27 protein-coding genes are annotated in these 24,928 nt (G+C 62.5%); 19 read left to right on the top strand and 8 right to left on the bottom strand.

The features are described 5' to 3' along the window. Nucleotides 1-7 precede the first annotated feature (7 nt). A complete protein-coding gene (locus BMI86_RS16715; RefSeq protein ID WP_078542344.1) occupies nt 8-619 on the bottom strand; it encodes a tripartite tricarboxylate transporter TctB family protein in 612 nt (203 codons plus the stop codon). Next, nucleotides 609-1,562 (bottom strand): tripartite tricarboxylate transporter substrate binding protein, encoded by a 954-nt coding sequence (locus BMI86_RS16710; protein WP_078542343.1) that lies wholly within the window; start codon nt 1,560-1,562, stop codon nt 609-611. The genes BMI86_RS16715 and BMI86_RS16710 overlap by 11 nt, the downstream gene beginning before the upstream one ends. 12 nt (nt 1,563-1,574) lie before the next feature. On the opposite strand from BMI86_RS16710, the gene BMI86_RS16705 reads away from it, so the two are divergent. Genes BMI86_RS16705 through BMI86_RS16695 form a run of 3 tightly spaced genes read left to right on the top strand, consistent with a single transcriptional unit; the run spans nt 1,575 to nt 4,481 of the window. Beyond that, nucleotides 1,575-2,477 carry an IclR family transcriptional regulator gene (locus BMI86_RS16705; RefSeq protein WP_246831747.1) on the top strand — a complete coding sequence of 301 codons (903 nt, stop codon included), beginning with the start codon at nt 1,575-1,577 and terminating at the stop codon, nt 2,475-2,477. Further along, nucleotides 2,470-3,117, top strand: coding sequence for an HAD-IA family hydrolase (locus BMI86_RS16700; protein ID WP_078542341.1), 648 nt, complete (start codon nt 2,470-2,472; stop codon nt 3,115-3,117). Before BMI86_RS16705 ends, BMI86_RS16700 begins: the two co-directional genes overlap by 8 nt. 11 nt (nt 3,118-3,128) lie before the next feature. Then, nucleotides 3,129-4,481, top strand: a complete 1,353-nt coding sequence (locus tag BMI86_RS16695; RefSeq protein ID WP_078542340.1) for an aminotransferase class III-fold pyridoxal phosphate-dependent enzyme — start codon at nt 3,129-3,131, stop codon at nt 4,479-4,481. A gap of 57 nt (nt 4,482-4,538) precedes the next feature. Here BMI86_RS16695 and maiA read toward each other — a convergent pair whose 3' ends face one another. The 3 genes from maiA to BMI86_RS16680 all read right to left on the bottom strand — a co-directional run bounded on the left by maiA (nt 4,539) and on the right by BMI86_RS16680 (nt 6,189). Continuing rightward, nucleotides 4,539-5,156, bottom strand: coding sequence for a maleylacetoacetate isomerase (maiA, locus tag BMI86_RS16690; RefSeq protein WP_078542339.1), 618 nt, complete (start codon nt 5,154-5,156; stop codon nt 4,539-4,541). Beyond that, nucleotides 5,153-5,611: a MarR family transcriptional regulator gene (locus BMI86_RS16685; RefSeq protein WP_078542338.1), complete on the bottom strand. Its 459-nt coding sequence runs from the start codon at nt 5,609-5,611 to the stop codon at nt 5,153-5,155. The genes maiA and BMI86_RS16685 overlap by 4 nt, the downstream gene beginning before the upstream one ends. A 125-nt stretch (nt 5,612-5,736) precedes the next feature. Then, entirely contained in the window at nt 5,737-6,189 is a 453-nt protein-coding gene (locus tag BMI86_RS16680; RefSeq protein ID WP_078542337.1) for a MarR family winged helix-turn-helix transcriptional regulator, read from the bottom strand. 174 nt (nt 6,190-6,363) lie between these two features. On the opposite strand from BMI86_RS16680, the gene hmgA reads away from it, so the two are divergent. Genes hmgA through BMI86_RS16640 form a run of 8 tightly spaced genes read left to right on the top strand, consistent with a single transcriptional unit; the run spans nt 6,364 to nt 14,579 of the window. Further along, complete coding sequence (hmgA, locus tag BMI86_RS16675; RefSeq protein WP_078521180.1) at nt 6,364-7,725, top strand: homogentisate 1,2-dioxygenase; 1,362 nt, start codon at nt 6,364-6,366, stop codon at nt 7,723-7,725. After that, complete coding sequence (gene fahA / locus BMI86_RS16670; RefSeq protein ID WP_078542336.1) at nt 7,722-8,960, top strand: fumarylacetoacetase; 1,239 nt, start codon at nt 7,722-7,724, stop codon at nt 8,958-8,960. The genes hmgA and fahA overlap by 4 nt, the downstream gene beginning before the upstream one ends. 11 nt (nt 8,961-8,971) lie before the next feature. After that, entirely contained in the window at nt 8,972-9,922 is a 951-nt protein-coding gene (locus BMI86_RS16665) for an MBL fold metallo-hydrolase (protein WP_078521176.1), read from the top strand. Between the two features lie 24 nt (nt 9,923-9,946). Beyond that, nucleotides 9,947-11,503, top strand: coding sequence for an FAD-dependent oxidoreductase (locus BMI86_RS16660; protein ID WP_078542335.1), 1,557 nt, complete (start codon nt 9,947-9,949; stop codon nt 11,501-11,503). Next, nucleotides 11,500-11,745, top strand: a complete 246-nt coding sequence (locus tag BMI86_RS16655; protein WP_078542334.1) for a DUF2783 domain-containing protein — start codon at nt 11,500-11,502, stop codon at nt 11,743-11,745. Before BMI86_RS16660 ends, BMI86_RS16655 begins: the two co-directional genes overlap by 4 nt. A gap of 40 nt (nt 11,746-11,785) precedes the next feature. After that, nucleotides 11,786-12,826, top strand: a complete 1,041-nt coding sequence (locus BMI86_RS16650) for a TRAP transporter substrate-binding protein (protein WP_246831746.1) — start codon at nt 11,786-11,788, stop codon at nt 12,824-12,826. Then, nucleotides 12,823-13,269, top strand: a complete 447-nt coding sequence (locus BMI86_RS16645) for a TRAP transporter small permease (protein ID WP_078542333.1) — start codon at nt 12,823-12,825, stop codon at nt 13,267-13,269. Before BMI86_RS16650 ends, BMI86_RS16645 begins: the two co-directional genes overlap by 4 nt. Continuing rightward, on the top strand, nt 13,266-14,579 hold the full coding sequence (locus BMI86_RS16640; RefSeq protein ID WP_078542332.1) for a TRAP transporter large permease: 1,314 nt from the start codon (nt 13,266-13,268) through the stop codon (nt 14,577-14,579). The genes BMI86_RS16645 and BMI86_RS16640 overlap by 4 nt, the downstream gene beginning before the upstream one ends. Nucleotides 14,580-14,595: 16 nt before the next feature. Here BMI86_RS16640 and BMI86_RS16635 read toward each other — a convergent pair whose 3' ends face one another. Together BMI86_RS16635 and hpaR are read right to left on the bottom strand one after the other, a co-directional pair. Then, nucleotides 14,596-15,054, bottom strand: a complete 459-nt coding sequence (locus BMI86_RS16635) for a MarR family transcriptional regulator (protein WP_078542331.1) — start codon at nt 15,052-15,054, stop codon at nt 14,596-14,598. A 61-nt stretch (nt 15,055-15,115) separates the two neighbouring features. Next, nucleotides 15,116-15,598 (bottom strand): homoprotocatechuate degradation operon regulator HpaR, encoded by a 483-nt coding sequence (hpaR, locus tag BMI86_RS16630; protein WP_078542330.1) that lies wholly within the window; start codon nt 15,596-15,598, stop codon nt 15,116-15,118. Nucleotides 15,599-15,703: 105 nt separating this feature from the next. On the opposite strand from hpaR, the gene BMI86_RS16625 reads away from it, so the two are divergent. The 7 genes from BMI86_RS16625 (at nt 15,704) to BMI86_RS16595 (ending at nt 22,659) form a co-directional block, all read left to right on the top strand. Beyond that, nucleotides 15,704-16,102: a 5-carboxymethyl-2-hydroxymuconate Delta-isomerase gene (locus BMI86_RS16625; protein WP_078542329.1), complete on the top strand. Its 399-nt coding sequence runs from the start codon at nt 15,704-15,706 to the stop codon at nt 16,100-16,102. Further along, complete coding sequence (hpaE, locus tag BMI86_RS16620; protein ID WP_078542328.1) at nt 16,102-17,610, top strand: 5-carboxymethyl-2-hydroxymuconate semialdehyde dehydrogenase; 1,509 nt, start codon at nt 16,102-16,104, stop codon at nt 17,608-17,610. The genes BMI86_RS16625 and hpaE overlap by 1 nt, the downstream gene beginning before the upstream one ends. A gap of 54 nt (nt 17,611-17,664) precedes the next feature. Next, entirely contained in the window at nt 17,665-18,645 is a 981-nt protein-coding gene (gene hpaD, locus BMI86_RS16615) for a 3,4-dihydroxyphenylacetate 2,3-dioxygenase (protein ID WP_078542327.1), read from the top strand. 38 nt (nt 18,646-18,683) lie between these two features. Beyond that, complete coding sequence (locus BMI86_RS16610) at nt 18,684-20,096, top strand: pyridoxal-dependent decarboxylase (RefSeq protein WP_078542326.1); 1,413 nt, start codon at nt 18,684-18,686, stop codon at nt 20,094-20,096. Next, the gene (locus BMI86_RS16605; protein WP_078542325.1) at nt 20,093-20,974 is read left to right on the top strand and encodes a fumarylacetoacetate hydrolase family protein; all 882 of its coding nucleotides are present in this window, start codon (nt 20,093-20,095) and stop codon (nt 20,972-20,974) included. Before BMI86_RS16610 ends, BMI86_RS16605 begins: the two co-directional genes overlap by 4 nt. Then, on the top strand, nt 20,971-21,768 hold the full coding sequence (locus BMI86_RS16600) for a 2-oxo-hepta-3-ene-1,7-dioic acid hydratase (protein WP_210402736.1): 798 nt from the start codon (nt 20,971-20,973) through the stop codon (nt 21,766-21,768). Before BMI86_RS16605 ends, BMI86_RS16600 begins: the two co-directional genes overlap by 4 nt. A gap of 141 nt (nt 21,769-21,909) precedes the next feature. Beyond that, the gene (locus BMI86_RS16595; protein ID WP_078542323.1) at nt 21,910-22,659 is read left to right on the top strand and encodes an aldolase/citrate lyase family protein; all 750 of its coding nucleotides are present in this window, start codon (nt 21,910-21,912) and stop codon (nt 22,657-22,659) included. 63 nt (nt 22,660-22,722) lie between these two features. Here BMI86_RS16595 and BMI86_RS16590 read toward each other — a convergent pair whose 3' ends face one another. Continuing rightward, nucleotides 22,723-23,178 carry an Lrp/AsnC family transcriptional regulator gene (locus BMI86_RS16590; protein WP_078542396.1) on the bottom strand — a complete coding sequence of 152 codons (456 nt, stop codon included), beginning with the start codon at nt 23,176-23,178 and terminating at the stop codon, nt 22,723-22,725. A gap of 133 nt (nt 23,179-23,311) precedes the next feature. Here BMI86_RS16590 and hppD point away from each other — a divergent pair, with 133 nt between their 5' ends. Next, nucleotides 23,312-24,406 (top strand): 4-hydroxyphenylpyruvate dioxygenase, encoded by a 1,095-nt coding sequence (gene hppD / locus BMI86_RS16585; RefSeq protein WP_078542322.1) that lies wholly within the window; start codon nt 23,312-23,314, stop codon nt 24,404-24,406. The last annotated feature ends 522 nt before the right edge of the window (nt 24,407-24,928 follow it).

The following is a 24,928-nucleotide window of genomic DNA, read 5'->3' as shown; positions in this document are numbered from 1 at the left end:
ACGCTCCTTAGAAGTAGGTCATTAGAATTGCGCGGAAGGGCGCAGGGGCGGCCTCGTAAATCAGTCCGGCGGGGATTTTGACTTGCAGGAAGCTTTTGAAAAGCACCACGACGACGACCGAGAACAGGACGGAGATCAGCATCCAGCGCCAGCCGCGGTATCCCAGACGCAGCGTCATCGCGCAGCTGAACAGGATCGTGGCGGGCAGGTATCCGATGAGCGGGACCAACGCGACATAGGCCATGAACCACACCGCATATTCGAGCGAGCGTAGCCATTGCATGACTTCGCGCCATCGGCCGGGAATGCGCTCCGAGACAAACGAGCCGAGAAGGTGAAACATGCTGAATACAACCATCGCGATGATCGAGATCATCGGCCAGAAGGCGGGTTGCGCGTAGGTCTTCGTGCGCTTGACCCATTCGGTCTGCCACGGCAGGGCGATCAACAAACCGATGGAGAGCGCGAAGAACAGCACGGCGAAGGCCATGTCACCGGGACGGCGATAGCGCTTGAACAGATCCTCCAGGTTCTTGGTGCGGATCGCCCGGGCAAAGCGGACGCCCGCGCGCGGAGGAATCTCGCGCGCGGGGCCTGGAGAGGATGGCTCATTCGCCATTGATGAGACCGTCGATCGTGCCGAGGGTTTCACTGTCATGCGCGATGCGCTGGGTCGCGGTCGCGGCATTTTGCCAGTAGATCAGCGCGCCCGTCTGATCGGCCAGCTCCTTGGCCTTATCCGAGCTCATGACCTTTTCGGCGACGGCAGCGATCTTTTCGCGCACGTCCTCAGGAGTGCCTTTCTTGACGAAGAGGCCATCCCACAGCGCCAGGTCGAGATCCGGTTCCAGCTCGCCGACCGTCGGCGTGTCGGGCGTCAGCGGAATACGCTTTTCGCCGATCGAGGCCATCACGTTCACATCGTCGAGGCAGGGCAGGATCAGTTGCAGGGTGGTGTTGATCACGTCCGCGTCGCCCGAAGCTAGCGTGTTGCAGTCAAGCGCGTCGAACGCCGCTTCGGATCCGAAATCGAAGTCCTTTTTCTTCGCGAGTGCGAAGGTCACCTGCGTCGGGATCAGGAAGGAGCCGAAGTGTCCCAGAGCGACGTCGTGGTCCTTGGCATAGCTGGCCAGCTCGTCGATCGTTGCATAGGGCGCGTCCTTTGAGGCGGCGATGACGAACGGGTAGGTCAGGAAAATGCCCACCGGCTCGAAAGGATCGGGGCTGAGCGCGGGGATGCCAACCGAGGGGCCGACCACGGGCACGTCAATCACGAACGAGCCGACCGTGTAGCCATCGGCCGGAGCCTGCGCGACTTCGGCCGCGCCGGGGAAGGGGCCGCCGCCGCCGCCGGGTTTGTTCACCACCGCAGCGGGAACGCCATAGGTCTTCTGGAACTCGTCCGCGATCATCCGGGTCAGCACGTCTTCTAGATCGCCCGGCGGGAACGGGACGACGAATTCGACGGGTTTCTCGGGGTATTCGGCCTGCGCGGGCAGGCCCGCGGCAAGCGGGAGGCCGAGGGCGAGCGCCCCTGCCAGCAGCTTGAAGGTCGAAGTCATGAAGCTCTCCTGTTGAGTGGTTTATTATTTGAACCGTTGGTATCAAATATTCTTGCATCGGGTTTTCTTTTCTGTCAACGTTTCAGTTGCAACGAACGGAAATTTTACGGGAGGCTGTCAAAGGGCGCGATGGGAACGATCACAAAGGCATTGGAATTGCTGGATTATATCTCCACTCAGCGCCCCGAGATCGGGCTCAGCGAATATGTTCGTCTCACGCAGCGCGATAAGGCCACTGTGCACCGTCATCTCGTTGAATTGGCCGAATGCGGCTTTCTCGAACAGAACCCGGAGACCCGTGGCTATCGGCTGGGCCCCGCGATTCTGCGTCTCTACGGGGTGCGCGAGGCGAATATGCCGCTGCGTTCGGTGTTGCGTCCTTTTATCGAAGAGATGGCGCAGGAAGTCGGCGAACTGGTCCATGTCTCTCTGTTGCAAGGCCAGCAGCTATCGCCGGTCGTGCATCATGATCCGCGCCTGCACGGGACGCAGGTCGCTTTCGACGAGTCGCAGCTATTGCCTCTGCACGCGACAGCCTCTGGCTTGGTGATGCTTTGCTTCGGCGGAGACGATCTGCGGGCGCGGGTTCTGGATGCGCCGCTGGAGAGCTTCACCGCCCAGACCGTCGTCGATCCCGATAGCCTGCGCGAAAAGCTGGCGGAATGCCGTGGCAATGGCAGTGTTTGGGTGGAGAAGGGCTTCGACGACGAGGTTTCTTCTCTCGCTGGGCCGATCTTCGGGCTTGGCGGTGCGGTGATCGGCGCGGTTTCGATCGCGGTTCCTTCGTCGCGCGCGGGGGCCGAGAAACGCGCAGCCATGGTGGAGGCTCTGCGAAAATGGGTGCCCCGCCTGTCCGAGCTAATGGGCGGTTCGCTTTCTGCGGATTATCAACAACGCGAGGTGTCGCATGGCTGAGCGCGCGCTCGTGCTCGACTTCGGTGGCGTGATCTCACGCACGCTGTTCGAAACGCATGATCTGACCGAGGCTGCGTTGGGTCTTGCGTCGGGAAGCTTGACCTGGCGCGGTCCGTTCGAGCCTCAGACCGACCCGCTCTGGCGCGCGATGCAGGCGGATGAAATCTCGGAGCGCGACTATTGGCGCCAGCGCACGCAGGAAGTGGCGGCTCTGGTCGGACGCGACTGGAGCGAGATGTCCGATTTCGTGCGCGCGGCGCGCGGGGCGAGCCCTGCCGATGTGCTCCGCCCGGAATTCCTCGCAGCGATCGGCAGGGCCGAGGCTGCAGGGTGCCGCCTCGCGATCCTGTCCAACGAGCTCGATCTGTTCTACGGCGCGGATTTCCGCGAGAAGCTGCCCTTCCTGCGCCGCTTCGACGCTGTGATCGACGCGACCTATACCAAGATTCTGAAACCCGATCCGCGCGCCTATCACGGTGTGCTCGAGGCGCTCGACCTTCCGGCCGAAGCCTGCGTTTTCGTCGATGACCAGCTGCGCAACATTCGTGGCGCTGAGGCCGTCGGCATGATCCCCGTTCACTTCGACGTGCAAACTCCTGCTCAGAGCTACGCCACCGCGCTGCGCCTTCTGGGCCTATGATGAGGACCGATATGAAAGACGAAAATTTCCTGAAAGAGCGCAACGCCCGTTCGATCTGGCACCCGATGGCTCACCCTGCGGACAGCCAGAAGAATCTACCCGAAATCATCGTGGCGGGCGACGGTGTGACGATCACCGATGTCGATGGCCGCAAGACGGTCGACGGTGTGGGCGGGCTTTGGAACGTCAATCTCGGGTTCTCGTGCCAGCCGGTGAAAGATGCCATCGCGGCGCAGCTCGACCGTCTGCCCTATTACTCGATCTTTCGTGGCACCACGAATGACGCGGTGATCGAACTCGGCGAGATGCTGGCCGAGTTCTTCGCCCCCGACGGACTGGAGCGCGCGTTCTACACCTCGGGTGGCTCGGATTCGGTGGAGGTCGCGCTGCGTCTGGCGCGGCAATATCACAAGGTGCGCGGCGAGGCGGGCCGGGTGAAATACCTCTCTCTCAAGAAGGGCTATCACGGCACGCATACGCTGGGCGCAAGCGTCAACGGCAACTCCAATTTCCGCACACAGTACGAACCGCTGATGCCGGGCTGCTATCACATCCCCGCGCCCTATACCTATCGCAACCCCTTCAACGAAACCGATCCCGAGAAGCTGGCGCAGCTTTGCCTCGCTGCACTAGAAGACGAGATCAAGTTCCAGGGCGCCGAGACAATCGCCGCGATGATCATGGAGCCGATCCTTGGGGCAGGGGGCGTGATCGTCCCGTATGAGAGTTTCATGCCCGGCGTGCGGGCGATCTGCGACAAATACGGCATTCTGCTGATCGCCGATGAGGTGATCACCGCCTTCGGTCGCACGGGGGCATGGTCGGGCTCGCGGCTCTGGGGTGTGCAGCCCGACATGATGACAACCGCCAAGGCAATCACGAACGGTTATTTCCCCTTCGGCGCCGTGATGATTTCGGGGCGCGTGGCCGAAGTGTTCGAGTCCGACACCAGCGGCAAGGCGGCAATCGGCTCGGGCTACACCTACTCGGGCCATCCGGTCGGCGCCGCGGCGGCCATCGCCTGCCTGAAAGAGACGCAGTCGCTCAACGTTAAGGACAACGCGGCCGCGCGTGGCACGCAGCTCTACGAAGGGTTGCTCGACCTTCAGAAAAAGCACGACATCGTGGGTGACGTGCGTGGCGGACGTGGTCTTATGTGTGCGCTGGAGCTGGTTTCGGATCGCGCGACCAAGGCGCCGATCGACAAGGCGAGCATCGCCAAGGTTCATAGCGGCGCGTATGAGACGGGCGCAATGGTTCGGATCTCGGGCAATAACGTGATCCTGTCCCCCTCGCTGGTCGTGACCGAAGAGAACATCGCCACGATCCTCGGCGCGCTCGACGCAGGGCTGTCGGCGGTCTGAAGGAAAAGCCCGGCCTGCATCTGCGGGCCGGGTGCATTCAAGCTGTCTGCATGCGTCTCAATGCGGGGTTTTGTCGGGATGCGCCGCGGCGAAGGCGGGCAGGCTTTCGAGATGCGCGCCGATCCGGGTCAGTTTCGGCATCCCTGTCAGGTCGACCTTCCAGCGCTGCGCATTGTATAGCTGCGGCACGAGACACAGATCGGCAAGTGTTACCGACGCACCGTGGCAGTAATCGCCCGCGTCCACCATCGCCTCCAGTGCCTGAAGGCCGGGTCCGATGAAGGCCTGCATCCAGCCCTGCATCGTGATCGCTCCCTCAGAGGCGGCGACTGCGTGTTTGGCGACGCGAAGATTGCAGATCGGGTGAATATCGATGGCGACGGCATGGGCGAGAGCACGGATCTTCGCGCGTTCAGCGGCATCGCCGGGCAGAAGGTTCAGATCACGCGTCTCATCGAGATATTCGAGGATCGCCAAGGATTGGGTGAAGCACTTTCCGTCGAGCTCTATCGCAGGAACCAGCCCTTGCGGATTGCGCGTAAGATGCGCAGGCTCGGTCTGCTCGCCCTTGGTCAAGTCGACGGAAACGCTCGTCCAGTCCATTCCGGCCAGACCGAGGGCGATCCGCACCCGGTAACTCGCCGAGGACCGCCAGTAATCATAGAGCACCGTCATTGTGCCGCCTTCTTTGTAAGCAGTTTATCCATGCCGCGTCGCAGCCCCGCCAGATCGCGGCCCAGAAGCGTCTCCAGATCCGATTGATAGGCAATGGCACGCGGTAGAAGTTTGGCCATCAACTCGCGTCCGGTCGGGGTCAGGCTGAGCGCGATCAGGCGTCCGTCGGAGGGGTCGGGGCGTTTCGTCAAAAGCCCCGCCTGTTCCAGCGCCGCCGCGGCCCGGCTGACCTTGGGCCGCTCCAGCGAGACGCGCCGTTCGATATCGCGCACCGACACCGGCCCGGCGTGGCTGAGGTGAACCATCACTCGCCATTGCGGCATGCTCAGCCCGGCCTCGCGATAGCCTTGAGCCAACTCGTCGCTCAGCTTCGTCGCGATCTCCGCCATCAGATAGGGCAGGAAATCATCGAGCTGGAACTCGGGCAGCGGTGTATCGGTCTCGTGTCGGGTCATCGTCGCGTGGGCATCTGTGTTTTGTTGCGCTTTCAACAAAGAAGCACAAAACACGTTTCATTTGCAACGACAAAGCGGCGGCGATGTGCAGCCGAGAGAACCAAGAGACCGGGAAGTCATGTCGTTTACCGTGGTGGGAGTGCGAGAAGCCGGTCCAGACCGGTCTCCAGCTTTGTGGCCGCGTCGCCGAGTTCTGCCTCCAACTCGGCTTGGAAGGCGTTCGCCAGCACCAGAAGCTCCGCCATCATTGCACGGCCATTCGCGGTGAGACGCAGCTTCACCAGTCGTTTGTCGCCTTCGTGGCGGGCTTTTGCGATCAGCCCGCTGGTCTCCAGCCGGGATGCCGCGCGCGAGACCTTGGATTTTTCCATCGCCACCCGCGCTTCGATGTCCCGCACCGATACGTCATCGCTCTGTGCGAGATGGACGAGGACACGCCATTCGGGAATCGAGATACCGAACCGGTCTCGATATTGCCGGGCGAGCCTCTCCGAAAGTTTCTCGGCAGCTACGGCCAGCCGATAGGGGGTAAAGCTGTAGAGATCAAATTCGGGCATCTCAGTTGCATCTTCAGACATCCTCAACCCCCTACTTTCGCACATTTTTTACATCCGCGCCATCATAATACAGCGGTGAATTCATTGCGAGTGCAATAAATATCCTTGACTTCGTTGCGAATGAAACGAAAAATCAGGCCAGGTTCGAAACCGCAGCTTTCCGCGCTGCCCGTGACCAAGGGATTGGAGGATCTCATGACCGATCAAGCGCTTCCGAAGGGCATGATCCGCGCGACCGGCACCACCGGCACGCATGAAGGTTATATGCCCGGTTTTGGCAATGACTTCGAAACCGAGGCGCTGCCCGGCGCTCTGCCTCAGGGGCAGAACAGCCCGCAGAAGGTCGAATATGGCCTCTATGCCGAGCAGCTTTCGGGCACCGCATTCACTGCACCGCGCGGCCAGAACGAGCGCACGTGGTGCTACCGCATCCGACCCTCGGTGAAGCATACCGGTCGGTTCGAGAAGATCGACGTGCCGTATTGGAAATCGGCGCCCAATATCGACCCCGACGTGATCAGCCTTGGTCAGTATCGCTGGGATCCGGTGCCGCATACCGACGAAGAGCTGACCTGGATCACCGGGATGCGCACGGTCACCACGGCCGGCGACGTGAACACTCAGGTCGGCATGGCAAGCCATATCTACCTCGTCACCAAATCGATGGAAGACGAGTATTTCTTTTCGGCCGACAGCGAATTGCTGGTGGTCCCGCAGGAGGGGCGTCTGCGCTTTTGCACCGAGCTTGGGATCATCGACCTCGAGCCCAAGGAAATCGCGATCCTGCCGCGCGGTCTCGTGTATCGTGTCGAGCTTCTCGACGGGCCTGCGCGCGGCTTTGTCTGCGAAAACTACGGCCAGAAGTTCGACCTGCCGGGCCGCGGTCCGATCGGCGCAAACTGCCTTGCCAACCCGCGCGACTTCAAATGCCCCGTCGCCGCCTTCGAAGATCGTGACGCGAAAAGCCGGGTCGTCATCAAGTGGTGCGGGCAGTTCCACGAGACGTTCATCGGCCACAGCCCGCTCGACGTGGTGGCATGGCACGGGAACTACTGCGCCTATAAATACGACCTGCGCACTTACAGCCCGGTCGGCGCGATCCTGTTCGATCACCCCGATCCCTCGATCTTCACCGTGCTCACCGCGCCCTCGGGGCAGGAAGGTACCGCGAATATCGATTTCGTGCTGTTCCGCGAGCGTTGGATGGTGGCGGAGCACACCTTCCGTCCGCCGTGGTATCACAAGAACATCATGTCCGAGTTGATGGGCAACATCTACGGCATCTACGACGCCAAGCCGCAGGGCTTCGTGCCGGGCGGGATGAGCCTGCACAACATGATGCTGCCGCACGGGCCGGATCGCAACGCCTTCGAACATGCATCGAACGAGCCGATGGAGCCGGTCTATCAGGCTGACACGATGCAATTCATGTTCGAGACGCGCTTCCCGCAGATGCTGACCGAATTCGCGGCGAAGGAAGCGCCCCTTCAGGACGATTACATCGACTGTTGGGACAGCATCGAGAAGAAATTCGATGGAAAACCGGGGATCAAATGACCGACAAGACCAGCTGGGTGTCGTCCGCACAGGGCGACACCGACTTTCCGATCCAGAACCTGCCCTACGGCGTCTTTGACGACGGCAAGGGGGCGCGGATGGGCGTCGCGATCGGCGATATGATACTTGATGTGGCCAAGGTGGATCACGGGCTTCCGGCGGAGCTCTTTGCCGAGCCCGCTTGGAACCGCGTCATGGAAGCCGGCCCGGACACCTGGGCCAAGCTGCGCGCGCGCCTGACCGAGCTTCTAGCCGACGAGACGCAAAAGTCGGCGGTCGAGCCGCATCTGGTGCCGCAGTCCGGCGCGAAGATGCTGATGCCGTTCCGCGTGGCCGAGTACACGGATTTCTATGCAGGCAAAAACCACGCGACCAATATCGGCACAATCTTCCGGGGGGCGGAAAACGCGCTGCCCGCGAACTGGCTGTCGATCCCGATCGGCTATAACGGCCGCGCCTCGTCGGTCGTCGTCTCGGGCACGCCGGTCATCCGCCCCAACGGGCAGGTGAAAGGTCCGAACGAGGATCTGCCGCGGTTCGCCCCCTCGGCGCGCTTCGACATCGAACTGGAATTCGGCGCCATCGTCGGCCAGCCCTCGGAAGGCATGATCTCGGTCGGTCAGGCCGATGAGATGATCTTTGGCTATGTGCTGCTCAACGACTGGTCGGCGCGCGATATCCAGGCTTGGGAATACGTGCCGCTCGGTCCGTTTCAGGCCAAGGCGACCGCGACCACGATCAGTCCGTGGATCGTGACCCGCGCCGCGCTGGAGCCGTTCCGGGTCTCGACGCCCGAGCGCGAGCGACCGCTCCTGCCGTATCTGCGCGAGCCGGGGCGGATGAATTACGACATCGACCTGGAGGTCGCTTTGCGCCCCGAGGGCGGCGAGGAAGCGGTGATTTCGCGCACCAATACCTCGATGCTCTACTACTCTGCCGCGCAGCAGCTGGCCCATCACACCACGTCGGGCTGCGCCATGCGCGTAGGCGATCTGCTGGGCTCGGGCACGATCTCGGGCACCGAGAAAGACAGCCGGGGCTCGCTGCTCGAACTCAGCTGGTCGGGCAAGGAGCCGCTGGAACTTCCCGATGGCTCGACCCGCAGCTTCATCGAGGATGGTGACACGCTGACCCTGCGCGGTGCTGCGCAGGGTGAAGGATACCGCATCGGGTTCGGTGATTGCGCAGGGCAGGTTCTGCCCGCCCGCGCCTTGCCGGACTGGGCTAAGGAATAAGGAGGCATCTCATGGCCAAGGCATTCGCGTCGCAAGGCGACATGGAAGACAAGAAAATCAGCTTCACCCAGGTGGGCGAGGGGCTGTATGCCTTCACCGCGGAAGGTGACCCCAACACCGGTGTGATCATCGGCGACGACAGCGTGATGATCGTTGAGGCGCAGGCCACTCCGCGACTTGCGCGCAAGGTGATCGAATGCGTCCGCTCGGTGACCGACAAGCCGATCAGCCACCTCGTGCTGACCCACTACCATGCCGTGCGCGTTCTCGGCGCATCGGCTTATGGTGCCCGCGAAGTCATCATGTCCGATACCTCGCGCGCTCAGGTCGCCGAACGCGGTCAGGAAGACTGGGACAGTGAATTCGGTCGTTTCCCGCGTCTGTTCCAAGGCCATGAGGAAATCCCGGGTCTGACCTGGCCGACCACGACCTTCTCAGACCAGATGACGGTTTATCTGGGCAACCGCCGCGTCGATATCATGCATCTGGGCCGCGCCCATACCGCAGGCGACGCGGTGATCTGGGTCCCGGATCAGGAGGTCATGTTCACCGGTGACATCGTCGAGTATCACTCGGCCTGTTATTGCGGCGACGGGCACTATCAGGACTGGCCCGAGACGCTTGCCAATATCGCGGCTTTCGAGCCCAAGGCGATTGCGCCCGGTCGGGGTGATGCGCTGGTCGGTGAGGAGATGGTCACCGAGGCGCTGGAAAACACCGCCGACTTCATCCGCTCGAGCTACAAGCCGGTGGAACGTGTGGTGGCCCGCGGCGGCACCCTGAAAGAGGCATGGGACGCGGTGCGCGAAGCCTGCGATCCGAAATTCGCCGATTACGCGATCTACGAACATTGCCTGCCGTTCAACGTGGCGCGCGCCTATGACGAGGCCCGCGGCATCGACACCCCGCGTGTCTGGACGGCTGAGCGCGATCAGGAAATGTGGAACGCTTTGCAAGGCTGAGGAGAGCCGGGAGGGAGGAGAGCCATGCCGTATGATTATAAACCGTTCGACTATGTAGCGCCTCCCGGCCTTTCGGGGCCGGAGGCTCGCCACAAGGTCATCATCGTGGGCGCAGGGCCGATTGGCCTTGCGGCTGCGATCGAGCTTGCGAACCACGGCGTGGGCTCCGTCATCCTCGACGACAATAATGTCGTTTCTGTCGGCAGCCGCGCGATCTGCTGGTCGAAACGCTCGCTCGAAATTCTCGACCGTCTCGGCGTGGGCGATGCCTGCGTGCAGAAAGGCGTGACCTGGAAGGTCGGGCGCACCCGGCACGGCGCGCGCGAGGTCTTCAACTTCGACCTGCTGCCCGAAGACGGCCACAAGATGCCCGCCTTCGTGAACCTTCAGCAATACTATGTCGAGGAGTATCTGGTCGAGGCGGCGCTGGCCAATCCGCTGATCGACCTCCGTTTCAAGAACAAGGTCACCGGGCTGAGCCAGACCGACGATTGTGCGGTTGTGCAGATCGAAACGCCCGATGGTGAGTATGCGCTTGAAGCAGACTATCTGCTGGCCTGCGACGGGGCGCGTTCACCCATTCGCCAGATGATGGGGCTCGATTTCGAAGGCGAGTTGTTCGAGGAGCGTTTCCTCATTGCCGATATCGAAATGCAGGCCGATTTCCCATCCGAGCGGTGGTTCTGGTTCGAGCCGGAATTCCACGCCGGGCAGTCGGCGCTTTTGCACAAGCAGCCCGACAATATCTACCGCATCGACCTTCAGCTCGGTTGGGAGGCAGACCCGGAGGAAGAGCGCAAGCCCGAGCGGATCATCCCGCGTATCGAGAAAGCGGTGGGTCACTCGAACTTCAAGCTCGACTGGACGTCGATCTATACGTTCCAGTGCCGCAGGCTCGAGAAGTTCGTGCATGATCGTGTGATCTTCGTGGGCGATAGCGCCCATGTCGTTTCCCCGTTCGGCGCACGTGGCGGCAATGGCGGCCTGCAAGATGTCGATGCACTCGGTTGGCGGCTTGCCGCGATTATCAACGACGGAGCGAGCCCGGAACTTCTTGAGCGCTACGATGCGGAGCGGACCTATGGCTCCGATGAGAACCTGACCAATTCCAGCCGGACGACACGGTTTATGTCGCCTCGTGCCGGCGCTGAGCGCTGGTTCCGCGACGCGGTTCTGGCGCTTTCGGAACATGCGCCTTTTGCGCGACCGATGGTCAATTCCGGGCGGCTCAGCCTTCCGTGTTGCTATCCGCTCGATGCTGCGCCGAACGTCGAGGCGATGCCGGATGTGAGCCGCCCCGGGAAAGTCGCGCCGGACGCGCCTCTCGGGAATGAATGGCTCCTACAAAAGCTTGCGGGCCAGTTCACCCTGCTCGCGATTGGCTGCAAGGCGCCTGAGGTTGATGGCCAGAATACGCTCGCGCTCGAGGTCACGCCGGAGCTGAGCGCGCGCTATCTCGGACAGGCGACGGCAGGGCTGTACCTGATCCGCCCTGACCAGATCATCGCGGCGCGCTGGGAAACGGCGGAGCCCGCCCAGATCACCGACCATCTCACCGCGATCAAGGAGGGACGGGCATGAGCTTGCAGACCGAACTCAATATCAAGGATCACGACGCGCTCTACGAGAAATTGATCGCGACGCATAAAGGGCTGACGGAAGCGGAGAGCGCAGCACTCAACGCGCGGCTCGTTCTGATCTTGATGAATCACGTCGGCGATCCGGAGGTTCTGGAAGAAGCTTTCGCGCTCGCACGGCAGAGCGGACACAAGGCGAAGTTGACAAGTGACACGACTGCGAATGAAGTTAACACGTTAAGTTAATCGGGCTCGGCCCGAGGCTTCGTCATCAGGGGAGGAAAAAATGACGACCAAACTGACCAGACGTTCGATGCTCGGCACTGCGGCACTAGCCGGGGCCAGCCTTGCGCTCCCGGCAATTCCGGCGCGCGCCGAAGGGGTGGATCTCGTACTTTCCAGCTGGCTCCCGCCGCGCCACCCGATCGTGGTGGACGCGATCAAGCCCTGGGCGAAGGATATCGAGGCTGCGACCGAAGGCCGTGTGCGCATCCGCGTCCTCGCCAAGCCGCTGGGCTCGCCGCCGGCGCATTTCGACATGGCGCGCGACGGTGTGGCCGACATCACTTACGGTCTGCACAGCTTCACGCAGGACGACCGCTTCAAGAACTCGCGCGTGGGTCAGTTCAGCTTCCTCGGCAATGACGCGGTGTCGATGTCGGAAGCCTTCTGGACGGTCTATACCGAGAAGCTCGGTGCCAAGGAGGAGCATGCCGGCACCCACCTGCTGGGCCTGTTTAACCACGGACCCGGGATGATCCACAACAACAAGCGTCCGATCAACAAGATCGAAGACCTGCAGGGTCTGAAGATGCGTGTGCCGGGCGGCTACATCGCCGATCTGATGAGCCATTTCGGGGTCGAGACGATCTTCACCCCCTCGGGCGAGGTCTATGAGAAGCTCTCGCGCGGCGTCGTCGATGGGGTCACTTTTCCCTATGACGCGATCGCCTCGTTCAACCTCGCGGATTATCTGAAATACACCACGACGATCCCGGGCGGCATCTACAACACCACATGGTTCCTCGTGATGAATTCCGGCAAGTGGGGTTCGATCTCCCCGGCCGATCAGGAGGCGATCAACAAGCTCTCGGGGCTCGCCTTCGCAACCCGCGTCGGCAAGGCGTGGAACGGTGCGGATGAGCGCGGCAAGAAGGCTGCGGCCGATGGCGGGATGGTCGCCGAGACCGCGCCGCAGGGCGTGCTCGATGCGATCAAGGAGCAGGCCGCCGTCCTCGAAGGGCAGTGGGCCGATAGCCTGGGCGGTGACTATGACGGGCGCGCGGCGCTGGAAGAGTTCCGCAAGCAGACCGGCGTGTCCGCATGATTGCACGCGCCCGCTTCGTTCTCGAGGCGATCGCGGCCGGGTTGGTGACGGGGTTGATCCTCGTCACCTGCGTCGACGTGGTCGGCCGCTACCTGTTCAATAATCCGCTGACCGGCGCCTATGAGATCACGCAGGTCTTGTTGGGCGCGCTGGTCTTTGTGGCGATGCCGCTGACCACGGGCAAAGGCGGCCATGTCGAGGTGGACCTGCTGATGCCGCTTCTGCCCACGGCGGTCCGCCGGGCGCTGGGGCGGATTGGCGGCGTGGTGGCAGCCCTCGTCATGGGCTATTTCGCGTGGCGCCTCGCGATCCTGGCCGAGGATCAGTTCCACACCCAGCTCGCAACATCGGGCCTTGGAATCAAACTGTGGTATTTCGGCGTGATCGGCATCGTCAGCTTTGTTGCCTCCGCCGTGGTCGCCCTGCTCCGGAGACCGGAATGACAATTTCTCTGATCGCCTTTGCCATTCTTCTGGCCCTCGTCTTTCTGCGCGTGCCGATCGCCTTCGCGATGGCGCTTGTCGGCGGGGCAGGGTTCGCGTGGATGCGCGGGGCAGATGCCGCAGGCTCGATGGTCGGCAGCGCCGTCTTCGAGACCGGGATGAACTACTCGCTCTCCGTTGTGCCGCTCTTCATCTTCATGGGCAACGTGCTTGCCGGGTCCGGCATCGCCAGCGGACTATTCACCGGTGCCGACCGGGTGTTCGGGCGGATGCGCGGCGGTCTCGCGATGGCCACGATCCTCAGCTGCGGCGGTTTCTCGGCGGTTTGCGGCTCGTCTCTGGCGACGGCGGCCACGATGTCGAAGGTCGCGATGCCCTCGATGCGCCGCTTCGGCTACCATGACTCGATCGCCACGGGCGCAATTGCCGCGGGCGGCACGCTGGGCATTCTGATCCCGCCCTCGGTCATCATGATCATCTTCGGCCTGCTGACCGAGAGCGATATCGGCAAGCTTTTCATCGCAGGGATCATTCCCGGTGTTCTGGGCATTGGCCTGTATCTCGTTTCGGTGATGGTCGCAGTGCGGCTGAACCCGAAACTCGCCCCCGAGGTGCGAGAGCCACTTCCGATGAAGCGAACCGATTTCATTGGCGTGCTGGCGACTTTGGCGCTGTTCATTTTTATCATGGTCGGGATCTATGGTGGTTTCTTCACGCCGATCGAAGCGGCGGGTATGGGGGCTGCGGCTGCCGTGGTGATCGCGGCGGCTGTGGGCGGGCTGAAGATGCGCGCGCTCTGGGAGGCGCTGAAGGATGCCGCGATCGCCTCCGCGATGATCTTCGCGATCATAATCGGGGCCGAGATCTTCGGGAATTTCGTCACGTTTGCCGGCCTGCCCGACGCGCTGGCCGATATCGTCTACAACCTGGGCCTTGGCGGCTTCGAGGTGATCATCATCATCGTGCTGATCTATATGCTCCTCGGCATGGTGCTCGAGAGCCTCTCGATGATCCTGCTGACAGTGCCGATCTTCTATCCGCTGATTTACCAACTCGATTTCGGCTCGGGCGTTCTCGCCAATCCCGATAACGCTCTGATCTGGTTCGCAGTGATCGTAGTGGTGGCGACGGAGATCTCCTTGATCACCCCGCCAGTTGGCATGAACGTCTTCGTGCTGCGCTCGGTTTTGCCCGATGTGCCGCTGATGACGATGTTCCGCGGTATCTTGTGGTTTTGGGTCGCGGATATCGTGCGCATCGTGCTGATCATCGCCTTCCCGGCGATCTCGCTCTGGCTGGTCGGGCCCTGACGGGCCTGGCTGCTGATCAGGTCTCGGCGCTCTCGTTACGGGTTTCGATATCGAGAGCGAGCGAGTCGATCAGGCTGTTGACCCCGTATTCGAGGGCGACCTGCGCTTCGGGGGGCATCGCCGACAGCATCGCCTGCGCGCGCGCGTTCACCTTTGGTCGCGCTTCGGCATAGAGGGCGCGGCCCTCCGGCGTGCATTCGTACTCCCGCAGTCGTCTGTCGCTGTCGGGCACGAACCGTTCGATCAGCCCCCGCGCTTCAAGCCGGGTCGCCGCACGGCTCACCTGCACCTTGTCGAGCGTGGTGCGCCGCGCGATGTCGAGCGAGCTGATCCGACCGACCCCGTCAAGGATCGACATGAGCCGCCATTCCTCGCGCGTCAGGCCATATTCGCGCGAGTAGACATCCTGCAGACGACGGGAGAAGGCTTCCGCCGCGACGGCCAGACGGTAGGGAAAGAACTCTTCGAGCTTCATGCGATCTCCGATTTACACACCCAACCCTACGACCGTTTCGTTCGCAATGAAATGACTTATCTCACGCGCGGTCGTCATGCTCCAGGGCAGCGACGAAGGCCTCGAGCTCGTCGAGAAGCCGGGTGATCCGCTCTGCGCCGATTTCGGCTTCGAGCTTGGCATAGATTTCGGCGCTTTGGGGCGAGACGTCGCGGAGGAAGGCGGTGCCGGCCTCGCTGAGCCCGACGCTGGCGCGCCTGCGGTCTTCGCCATCGCGGCGGATTTCGATCAGTCCACGAGCCTCGAGCGCGCGCAACATTCGCGTCAGCGAAGGGGCCAGAACGCAGGCACGTTCGGCAAGCATCGAAGCATCGAGCGGCCCGCTTTCGCGCAGCACTCGCAACACGCGCCATTGCTGCTCGGTCACGTCATGCGCGTTGAGCATCGGGCGGAAACGCTCCATCACCAATTCCCGCGCCCGCAGCAGGGCGATCGGCAATGAGCGACGCGGGGCGTTCAACTCGAACCCGTCCGGCCGCTGTCGGGGGGCGCTGTCTTGGGTCATCGATACCTCGTTCCTGTCAGGTGGCGGGCAAAAATCGGAGGGTTTGGGGCGGTTGACAAGTCTGGATAAACTTAACATGTTAATGAAAAGCGCGGGAGGAGAATCGTGCCGCATCTCAAGATCGAATATTCCGCAGGGCTGGCGGAGCGCGTCGATATCTCGGCGGCCTGCCAGGCACTGCATGCGGCGATGGTCGAATGTGGACTGTTCCCGGTGGCCGGAATTCGGGTGCGCGCCTTTTGCGCCGATCATGCGATCGTGGCCGACGGGCTGCCGGAAAACGATTTCGCCGCGCTGACGCTTTCGGTGGGGGCGGGGCGCGACACGGCGACCTTGCGCGCTGGGGGCGATGCGATTTTCGCCGCGGCCCAGACCGCGCTTGCCGGTCCGCTGGCCACCGAACATTTCGCGCTCTCGCTCGAAATCCGGGTGATCGACCCGGAGCTGAGCTGGAAGCAGACACCGATTCACGCCCGCCTGTCGGGCCAAGCCAAGGGTAAGTGATGACCGATCTGACGGAAAACCTGCGCCGTGCCGAAGGCTATATCGCGCATTTCGCTCAAACCGGCGTGCGCAATCACATCGGAGGTGAAAGTGTCGAGGCCGCATCCGGTGCCACGTTCGACACGCTTTCGCCCGTCGATTTGAAGCCGCTGGCAAAGGTCGCGAAAGGCGGGGTCGAGGATATCGACCGCGCGGTCGCCGTCGCGAAAGAGGCGTTCAAGACTTGGAGCAAGATGCCCGGAGCGGACCGCCGCAAAATCCTGATCAAAGTCGCCGAGGCGATCGAGGCGAATGCCGAGCGCATCGCCTTCACCGAATGTCTCGACACCGGGCAGGCGCTGCGCTTCATGTCGAAAGCGGCACTGCGCGGGGCGGCCAATTTCCGGTTCTTTGCAGACAAGGCCCCGGCGGCCGAGGATGGTCAGGCCCTTCGCAACGCGACGCAGATGAACGTGACCTCGCGCCGCCCGATCGGCCCCGTGGGCGTCATCACCCCGTGGAATACGCCCTTCATGCTGTCCACCTGGAAGATCGCCCCGGCGCTGGCGGCGGGCTGCACGGTGGTGCACAAACCGGCCGAATTCTCGCCGATGACCGCAAAGCTGCTGGTCGAGATCGCCGAAGAGGCGGGCCTGCCGAAAGGGGTTCTGAATCTCGTGAACGGCTATGGTGAGGATGCGGGCAAGCGGCTGACCGAACATCCCGACATCAAGGCGATTGCCTTTGTGGGCGAAAGCCGCACCGGTTCGATGATCATGGCGCAGGGGGCGGCGACGCTGAAGCGCGTGCATTTCGAGCTCGGCGGGAAGAACCCCGTGATCGTGTTTGACGATGCCGATATCGACCGCGCCGTCGATGCGGCGAGCTTCATGATCTATTCGCTCAACGGCGAACGCTGCACCTCGTCTTCGCGGATTCTGGTGCAGGAGAGCATTTACGACGACGTCTGCAAGCGCGTCGCCAAGGTGGCGGCGAATATCAAGGTCGGCCATCCGCTCGATTCGGAAACGGTGGTGGGGCCGCTGATCCATCCCGAGCACGAGGCCAAGGTGCTGTCTTATTTCGAGACCGCCCGCGAGGAGGGCGCGACCATCGCGACCGGTGGAGAGAAAGTCGGCGATCAGGGCTGCTACGTTGCGCCCACGCTGTTCACGCAGGCCCGCAACGATATGACCATCGCGCAGGAAGAAATCTTCGGCCCGGTGCTGACCGCGATCCCCTTCGCCGACGAAGACGAAGCGCTCGCCTTGGCCAATGACGTCGATTACGGGCTGGCCGCCTATCTGTGGACCGCCGATCTGGACCGCGCGATGCGGATGACCGACGCGCTCGAGGCGGGCATGATCTGGGTGAATTCGGAAAACGTGCGCCATCTTCCCAGTCCCTTCGGCGGCGTGAAGGCCAGCGGCATCGGGCGCGATGGCGGTGACTGGTCCTTCGATTTCTACATGGAGACGGTCAACGTTTCCTTCCCGCGTCAGGCGCATCGCGTACCGCGCCTCGGCTAACGACAGAGTGCGGTCGGAGGAGGCCGCCCCGATCTTATCTCAAGGGAGCGAGACATGCCCATTCCGGCCCCGAACCTGTATCCGCCGTTCAACATCATCCGCCTCAGCCATGTCGTCTTCGGCGTGACCGATCTGGCCGCCAGCCGCGCCTTCTATGTCGATACGCTGGGGCTTCAGGTGACCGACGAGGACGACCGTCATATCTTCCTGCGTGCGATGGAAGAGCGCGGGCATCACTCGGTCGTTCTGGTCAAGACGCCCGAGGCCAATGTGCGCTCGCTCGCCTTCAAGCTCTTCGACGAGGGCGAGCTGGACAAGGCGCATGACTGGTTCAAGTCCGAGGGGCATTCGGTCGAATGGGTCGAGCGCCCCTATCAGGGCCGCACGCTGCGCACCCATGACTGTTTCGGGATGCCCATCGAGTTCTATTTCCAGATGGACCGTCTGGAACCGATCCACCAGAAATATGCGCTCTATCACGGCGTGAAGCCGCTCCGGATCGACCATTTCAATTGCTTTGCCAGCGATGTCGATAAGGCGGTCGAATTCTACAATCGCATCGGCTTCCGCGTCACCGAATATACCGAAGATGAAGAGAGCGGACGGCTTTGGGCGGCATGGACCCATCGCAAGGGCGGGGTGCATGACATCGCCTTCACGAACGGGCTTGGTCCGCGGTTGCATCACACCGCGTTCTGGGTGCCGACGCCGCTCAACATCATCGATCTGCTCGACCTGATGTCGACCACCGGCTATGTCGCGAATATCGAGCGCGGACCGGGCCGTCACGGCATTTCGAACGCGTTCTTCCTGTATATCCTCGATCCTGATGGTCACCGGATCGAGATCTACTGCTCGGATTATCAGACCGTCGATCCCGATCTCGAGGCGATCCGCTGGGATCTGAAGGACCCGCAGCGCCAGACGCTGTGGGGGGCGCCCGCTCCGCGCTCGTGGTTCGAGCATGGCTCGCTGTTCCAAGATGTCGAGCCGGTCGCCAGCGACATGAAGGCCACTCCGATCATCGCGCCGTGAGCGGGGCCCCGCACGCAAGCCCTTGCAGGAGAAACAGGATGGATGTTCAGGACTTCGAGACATGGTCGCGGCGCGCGGCGTCATGGGGCGTGAAATATCGTGAAACACTCGATGCCCGCCCGGTGCGCGCGCGCACGACTCCCGGCGAGATCTACCGCGCGATCCCGCCCAAGCCGCCCGAAACCGGCTGCGAAATGGAGCGGATATTTGACGAGTTCGAGAGCCTGATCGAGCCGGGCATGACCCATTGGCAGCATCCGCGCTTCTTCGCTTACTTTCCCAGCAATGCAGCCCCCGTGTCGGTGGTGGCGGAATATCTGGTCACCGCTATGGCCGCGCAATGCATGCTCTGGCAGACCTCCCCCGCGGCGACCGAGCTGGAAACCCGGATGATGGAATGGCTGCGCGACGCGCTGGGGCTGCCCGAAGCGTTCTCGGGCGTCATTCAGGACAGCGCCTCGTCCGCGACGCTGGCCGCGGTCTTGATGATGCGTGAGCGTGCGCTGGACTGGCAGGGCAATCGCGCGGGGCTCAGCCAAGCGCCGCGCTTGCGGATTTACTGCTCGGATCAGGTGCATTCCTCGATTGACCGGGCGATCTGGATCGCGGGGATCGGGCAGGACAACCTTGTGAAACTGCCCGCCGATCCGCGCAGCGGCGCGCTCCCGCCCGACGCGCTGGAGGCCGCGATCCGCGCGGATCTGGCGGCCGGGTATCAGCCCGCCGGGGTAATCGGCTGCGTGGGGGCGACCAGCGCCGGGGCATGCGACGATATCGGAGTACTGGTGGAGGTCGCGCATGCCCATGATCTGTTGATCCATGTCGATGCTGCCTGGGCCGGTTCTGCAATGATCTGTCCCGAGTTCCGCACGCTTTGGGCCGGGGTCGAGGGTGCGGATTCTGTCGTCTTCAATCCGCATAAGTGGTTGGGTGCGTCCTTCGACTGCTCGGCCCATTTCATTCGCGACCCCGAGATGCTGGTGCGCACGCTGGCGATCCAGCCCGAGTATCTCAAGACCCATGGCCGCGATGGGATCGTCAACTATTCCGAATGGTCCGTGCCGCTGGGACGCCGTTTCCGCGCGCTCAAGCTGTGGTTCCTGCTGCGCTTTCACGGGCTTGAGGGGCTGCGCGCGATGATCCGCGATCACGTTCGCTGGGCGGGGATGTTGCATGACCGGCTGGCTGCGACCCCGGGCGTTGAGATCGTGACCGCCCCGGTGCTGTCGCTGTTCTCATTTCGTCGGGCGGGCGCATCGGATGACGACACGATCTCGCATGTGAGCGCGATCAATGATGACGGGCGCATCTATCTCACCCAAACGCGGGTTGGCAAACAGCTGGCGATCCGCTTTCAGGCCGGGTCCTTTGCGATGAGCGAATCCGATATCGACATCGCCTATAGCGCCATTCTCGATGGTCTGGGGCTTGCACAGGAGGGACTGTCATGACTCTGGCACTGCCGCGCATCGCGGCGTTTCGCACCGGTGGCACGGATCGCTACGGCGTGGTGCAGGATGGCGGCATCGTGGATCTCACTCCAGAGTTCGGCGCGCGGTTCGCGCCCCTTCAGCAGGTCGTCGAGGCCGGCGCGCTGGAAGAGGTGATTGCGGCGGCGGAGGGCCGCGCTTCTGATTATCGCATCGACGAGGTCGAGTTTTTGATCCCGATGGCAGCCCCGGAAAAGCTGATCTGTATCGGGGTGAACTTTCCCGACCGAAACGCCGAATACAAAGACGGGCAGGCCGCGCCGCCTTATCCCTCGATGTTCATCCGCTTCCCGCGCAGTTTCACGGGCCATAATCAGCCGCTGATCCGTCCGCCGGAAAGCCCGCAACTCGATTACGAGGGCGAGGTGGTGATCGTGATCGGAAAGGCGGGTCGCCGGATCGCGAAGGAAGACGCCTACGATCACATCGCCGCGCTGACCCTGTGCAACGAGGGTACGATCCGCGATTGGGTGCGCCATGCGAAATTCAACGTAACGCAGGGCAAGAACTGGGACCGCTCCGGGGCGATGGGCCCGTGGCTGGTGCCGTTCCGCGACGCGACCCAGTTGGACGATATCGAGCTGACCACCCGCGTGAATGGCGAGATCCGGCAAAATGATCGCACAGGCCGGATGATCTTCGATTTCCGCTATATCGTGAATTACGTCTCCACATTCACAACGCTGGTGCCGGGCGACGTGATCTTATGCGGCACGCCAACCGGGGCGGGGGCGCGGTTCGATCCTCCGATCTGGCTGCAACCTGGCGACGTGATCGAAGTCGAGGCAGAAGGTATCGGCCTGCTGCGCAACACCGTTGCGGATGAGCCGACATGCTGAGCCCCGATCAGATCGCGCAGGCCGCCGATGACCTGCTGGCCGCCGAAGAAGCGCGCAAACAGATCGGGCTGCTGAGCCTGCGCCATCCCGGCATGACGCTGGACGACGCCTATGCAATCCAGTCGGCGCAGATGGCGCGCAAGCTGGCGGCGGGACGATCGATCCTTGGCTGGAAGATCGGGCTGACCTCGAAGGTGATGCAGGCCGCGCTCAAGATCGACACGCCGGATTCTGGCGTGCTCTATGACGATATGTTGTTCGCCAGCGGGGCGACGGTGCCTGCCGGGCGTTTCATCCAACCGCGGGTCGAGGCCGAGATCGCCTTCGTCATGAAAGCGCCGCTCGACGCCACGGCGGATCGCGCAGCGGTGCTGGCCGCGACCGATTACGTGACCCCGTCGCTGGAGATTCTCGACACCCGCATTCTGCGCAGCGACCCCGCGACCGGGCAGGCGCGTGTGATCGTCGATACCGTTTCGGACAATGCGGCGAATGCGGGGATCGTGCTGGGCGCGGCGCGCCACGATCCGACGCAGGTCGATCTGCGCTGGACCGGCGCGATCGCGCGCAAGGATGGCGAAGTGGAGGCGACCGGGCTGGGCGCAGCGGTGCTGGACGATCCGGTGCAGGGGCTGGTCTGGCTGGCGCGGCGAATGGGTCAATACGGTCAGCGGATCGAGGCGGGACAGGTGATCCTGTCGGGCTCGTTCATCGCGCCACTCGAGTGCCCGCCCGGAACCCGGATTGAGGCCGATTTCGGCGCTTTCGGGGATGTGTCCATCGCCTTCGATTGAGACGGCAGGCCATGCAAGCCCGGCGGAATGCTGTTCGCGAGGTGCGATCGGCGTTCGTTTCGAATAAACTCAAGCAACCTTTTCAGGGCGGCCCCGCGCATCCGTTCCGCGGGTGCCGAGGTCAACAAGGAAGAAATCACTATGGTCGATCTGCCAAGAAATTCGTTCAAAGCGGCGCTGAAAGCCTTCGAGGTCCAGCGTGGCTGTTGGTGCACGATGAGCGACCCGCTCGCCACCGAGCTGATCGCTGGCTGCGGTTACGACTGGATGATGTTCGACACCGAGCATTCGGCACTCGATGTGCGCAGTGTCTTGCCACTGTTGCAGGCGGTGGCCCCTTATCCTGTTTCGCCGATCGTGCGGCCCGGATCCCTCGATGCGGCGGAGATCAAGAAATTACTCGACCTCGGCGCGCAGACGATCCTCGTGCCGATGGTGCACGATGCAGAGATGGCACGTGCGGCGGTGGCGGCGGTCGAATATCCGCCGCAGGGCATGCGTGGGGTTTCCGGTATGAACCGCGCCACGCGCTTCGCCAAGATTTCCGGTTACCACAAGATCGCCCGGGAAGAGATCTGCCTCGTCGTGCAGATCGAGAGCGTCGAGGGGCTCTCCAATCTCGAGGAGATCGCCGCCGTGCCCGGGGTGGATGGGATTTTCGTCGGGCCTGCGGATTTGGCGGCCTCGCTTGGGCATCCGGGCGAGCCTTCGCACCCCGAGACCACTGCGGCGGTGCTCGACGCGATCGCGCGCATCCGCGCCGCGGGCCTGCCGCCGGGCATCCTGACCGCCGACGATGAGGTCTATCAGCGTGCGCTCGAGGCCGGTGCTGTCTTCGTCTCACGTGACATCGACCTGATCGCCCTGCGTAAGGGGCTCACTCTCGGCTGACGGCGCGTGCTGACCGGCCTGAGATCACGTGTGATGAATGACGTTCCAGAGTGCGGTCCGCACTCAGATCGGCAATGGCGCATCCTGCTTGAACTGATGCATGACGATCTGGCTCTGTACCCGCGCGACGGTAGGGTGAGCCAGCAGCACGTCGTGGATCAGCCGGTGCAGCGCGGCCAGATCCGCGCAATAGACCCGCAGCAGATAATCGGCCTCCCCGGTAAGGGTCCAGGCCGAGGTTATCTCGGGCTGCAAGGAGACGAGGCGCGAGAATTGCTGCGCGGGCTCCGCCCCGTGGCGCAGCATCTGCACCTGCACGAAGGCCTGAACCGCAAGTCCAAGCCGCGCCGCTTCGAGCCGCGCGCCATAGCCGCGGATCAGCCCCTCGGCCTCGAGCCGCTGCCTCCTGCGCCCAACCTGACTGGGTGACAGGTTCAGTCGCTCGCTCAAATCCTGGGAGGTCAGCTGTGCATTCTGCTGCAATTCCGCGAGAAGGCGTTTGTCGATATCGTCGATCATGCGGGAAGTCTGCGCCCTTTTGGCATAAGGTGCAATATTCCCGCAAATCTTAGGGATCATATGCGCGACTTCGCGCGGAACGAGCATTCGCGCCGGGCTATCCTCTTCGCAGCGCAAACAGGAGGAGAGACCCATGGGACCGTTCCCGCACGATGCCCCGCAATCGACCATCACCGAGGAGAACCCCGCCGGTACGGACGGGTTCGAATTCGTTGAATTCGCCCATCCCGATCCGCAAGAGCTGCGCGATCTCTTCGCGAAGATGGGCTACGAGCATGTCGCCAACCACAAATCCAAGCCGGTCGAGCTTTGGCAGCAGGGCGACATCACTTACGTTCTCAACGCCGACCCGGACAGTTTCGCGGCCCGTTTCGTGGAGGAGCACGGGCCTTGCGCACCCTCGATGGCATGGCGCGTCGTCGATGCGCAGTACGCCTTCGATCACGCGGTGAAGAACGGGGCGGAGCCTTATGAAGGGGCGGATAAGACCGTCGACTGGCCCGCGATCAAGGGGATCGGCGGCAGCCTGATCTATTTCACCGACCAGTATTACGACACCTCACCCTATAACGCAGAATTCGACTGGCTGAAGACGTCGAAGCCGAAAGGCGTGGGCTTCTATTACCTCGACCACCTGACCCACAATGTCTTCAAGGGCAACATGGACAAGTGGTTCAACTTCTATGGCGATCTGTTCAATTTCCGCGAGATCCGGTTCTTCGATATCGAGGGGAAATATACCGGTCTCTATTCTCGGGCGCTGACCTCGCCCTGCGGGCGGATTCGCATCCCGATCAACGAGGATCGCGGCGAGACCGGGCAGATCGTCTCTTATCTCAAGAAATACAAGGGCGAGGGCATCCAGCACATCGCCGTGGGCGCGCGCGACATCTACGAGGCGACCGACGCGATCGCCGATCGCGGCATCCGCTTCATGCCGGCCCCGCCCGAGACCTATTACGAGCTCAGCCATGACCGTGTGACCGGGCATGAGGAGCCGATCGAGCGAATGAAGAAGCACGGCATCCTGATCGACGGCGAAGGTGTCCTTGGCGGCGGTGAGACCAAGATCCTGCTGCAGATCTTCTCGAAGACTGTGATCGGGCCGATCTTCTTCGAATTTATCCAGCGCAAGGGCGACGACGGGTTCGGCGAAGGGAACTTCAAGGCGCTCTTCGAGTCGATCGAGCGCGAGCAGATCGACAGCGGCGAACTCGTCGCGGAATGATTTTCTGAGCGAAGGCTTCGGGTCAGGTAGGTGCCTGGCCCGGACGGACGATCAGCTCTCTCGAGAGCGCAGAGGGGCCGCTTGCAGTGCCTAGTCCCGGTGTTGCTCCGAGCGCCGGATCGCGTGGCAATACACCGCGCCGGGAAAGTTCATGCAGAACGGGCTCGCGCGACCCTTGGAAGTTGATCGCCGCGTTTTCCGCCTCACTCCAAACCCCGCCTGCCACGGAGCCAGGCTTCGATTGCCCATCTGAAATATCAGCCGGAAAACCAGATTTCGGGCCGGCTCTGGAAGCCGACTTGTACATTAAAAACCCGAATTTCGGCTAAGTAGTGGAGGCGAGTACCGGAAACGAACCGGTGTACACGGATTTGCAATCCGGGAAGAAAACGTTGCTTTTCAATGGCTAAGTGTTTCAAAAAGTCACGGACAGATCGTGAACCATTCGTGAAAGTTTCAAACGCAAAATTGGCGCCACTGACGCCTTCAGAGCGGAAGAAGACGCATCCGTGCCGTGTTCGG

Source organism: Thioclava sp. DLFJ5-1 (assembly GCF_002020115.1).
Taxonomy (GTDB): Bacteria; Pseudomonadota; Alphaproteobacteria; order Rhodobacterales; family Rhodobacteraceae; genus Thioclava; species Thioclava sediminum.
Note: the sequence above shows the minus strand (reverse complement) of the source record. Positions and strands in the feature narration are given on the sequence as shown.

What these genes read in the sequence shown, in the direction of transcription:
- BMI86_RS16715 (WP_078542344.1), bottom strand. Translation starts at nt 619, where the DNA reads ATGGCGAATGAGCCATCCTCTCCAGGCCCCGCGCGCGAGATTCCTCCG.
- BMI86_RS16710 (WP_078542343.1), bottom strand. Translation starts at nt 1,562, where the DNA reads ATGACTTCGACCTTCAAGCTGCTGGCAGGGGCGCTCGCCCTCGGCCTC.
- BMI86_RS16700 (WP_078542341.1), top strand. Translation starts at nt 2,470, where the DNA reads ATGGCTGAGCGCGCGCTCGTGCTCGACTTCGGTGGCGTGATCTCACGC.
- BMI86_RS16695 (WP_078542340.1), top strand. Translation starts at nt 3,129, where the DNA reads ATGAAAGACGAAAATTTCCTGAAAGAGCGCAACGCCCGTTCGATCTGG.
- maiA (WP_078542339.1), bottom strand. Translation starts at nt 5,156, where the DNA reads ATGACGGTGCTCTATGATTACTGGCGGTCCTCGGCGAGTTACCGGGTG.
- BMI86_RS16685 (WP_078542338.1), bottom strand. Translation starts at nt 5,611, where the DNA reads ATGACCCGACACGAGACCGATACACCGCTGCCCGAGTTCCAGCTCGAT.
- BMI86_RS16680 (WP_078542337.1), bottom strand. Translation starts at nt 6,189, where the DNA reads ATGTCTGAAGATGCAACTGAGATGCCCGAATTTGATCTCTACAGCTTT.
- hmgA (WP_078521180.1), top strand. Translation starts at nt 6,364, where the DNA reads ATGACCGATCAAGCGCTTCCGAAGGGCATGATCCGCGCGACCGGCACC.
- fahA (WP_078542336.1), top strand. Translation starts at nt 7,722, where the DNA reads ATGACCGACAAGACCAGCTGGGTGTCGTCCGCACAGGGCGACACCGAC.
- BMI86_RS16665 (WP_078521176.1), top strand. Translation starts at nt 8,972, where the DNA reads ATGGCCAAGGCATTCGCGTCGCAAGGCGACATGGAAGACAAGAAAATC.
- BMI86_RS16660 (WP_078542335.1), top strand. Translation starts at nt 9,947, where the DNA reads ATGCCGTATGATTATAAACCGTTCGACTATGTAGCGCCTCCCGGCCTT.
- BMI86_RS16655 (WP_078542334.1), top strand. Translation starts at nt 11,500, where the DNA reads ATGAGCTTGCAGACCGAACTCAATATCAAGGATCACGACGCGCTCTAC.
- BMI86_RS16650 (WP_246831746.1), top strand. Translation starts at nt 11,786, where the DNA reads ATGACGACCAAACTGACCAGACGTTCGATGCTCGGCACTGCGGCACTA.
- BMI86_RS16645 (WP_078542333.1), top strand. Translation starts at nt 12,823, where the DNA reads ATGATTGCACGCGCCCGCTTCGTTCTCGAGGCGATCGCGGCCGGGTTG.
- BMI86_RS16640 (WP_078542332.1), top strand. Translation starts at nt 13,266, where the DNA reads ATGACAATTTCTCTGATCGCCTTTGCCATTCTTCTGGCCCTCGTCTTT.
- BMI86_RS16635 (WP_078542331.1), bottom strand. Translation starts at nt 15,054, where the DNA reads ATGAAGCTCGAAGAGTTCTTTCCCTACCGTCTGGCCGTCGCGGCGGAA.
- hpaR (WP_078542330.1), bottom strand. Translation starts at nt 15,598, where the DNA reads ATGACCCAAGACAGCGCCCCCCGACAGCGGCCGGACGGGTTCGAGTTG.
- hpaE (WP_078542328.1), top strand. Translation starts at nt 16,102, where the DNA reads ATGACCGATCTGACGGAAAACCTGCGCCGTGCCGAAGGCTATATCGCG.
- hpaD (WP_078542327.1), top strand. Translation starts at nt 17,665, where the DNA reads ATGCCCATTCCGGCCCCGAACCTGTATCCGCCGTTCAACATCATCCGC.
- BMI86_RS16610 (WP_078542326.1), top strand. Translation starts at nt 18,684, where the DNA reads ATGGATGTTCAGGACTTCGAGACATGGTCGCGGCGCGCGGCGTCATGG.
- BMI86_RS16605 (WP_078542325.1), top strand. Translation starts at nt 20,093, where the DNA reads ATGACTCTGGCACTGCCGCGCATCGCGGCGTTTCGCACCGGTGGCACG.
- BMI86_RS16595 (WP_078542323.1), top strand. Translation starts at nt 21,910, where the DNA reads ATGGTCGATCTGCCAAGAAATTCGTTCAAAGCGGCGCTGAAAGCCTTC.
- BMI86_RS16590 (WP_078542396.1), bottom strand. Translation starts at nt 23,178, where the DNA reads ATGATCGACGATATCGACAAACGCCTTCTCGCGGAATTGCAGCAGAAT.
- hppD (WP_078542322.1), top strand. Translation starts at nt 23,312, where the DNA reads ATGGGACCGTTCCCGCACGATGCCCCGCAATCGACCATCACCGAGGAG.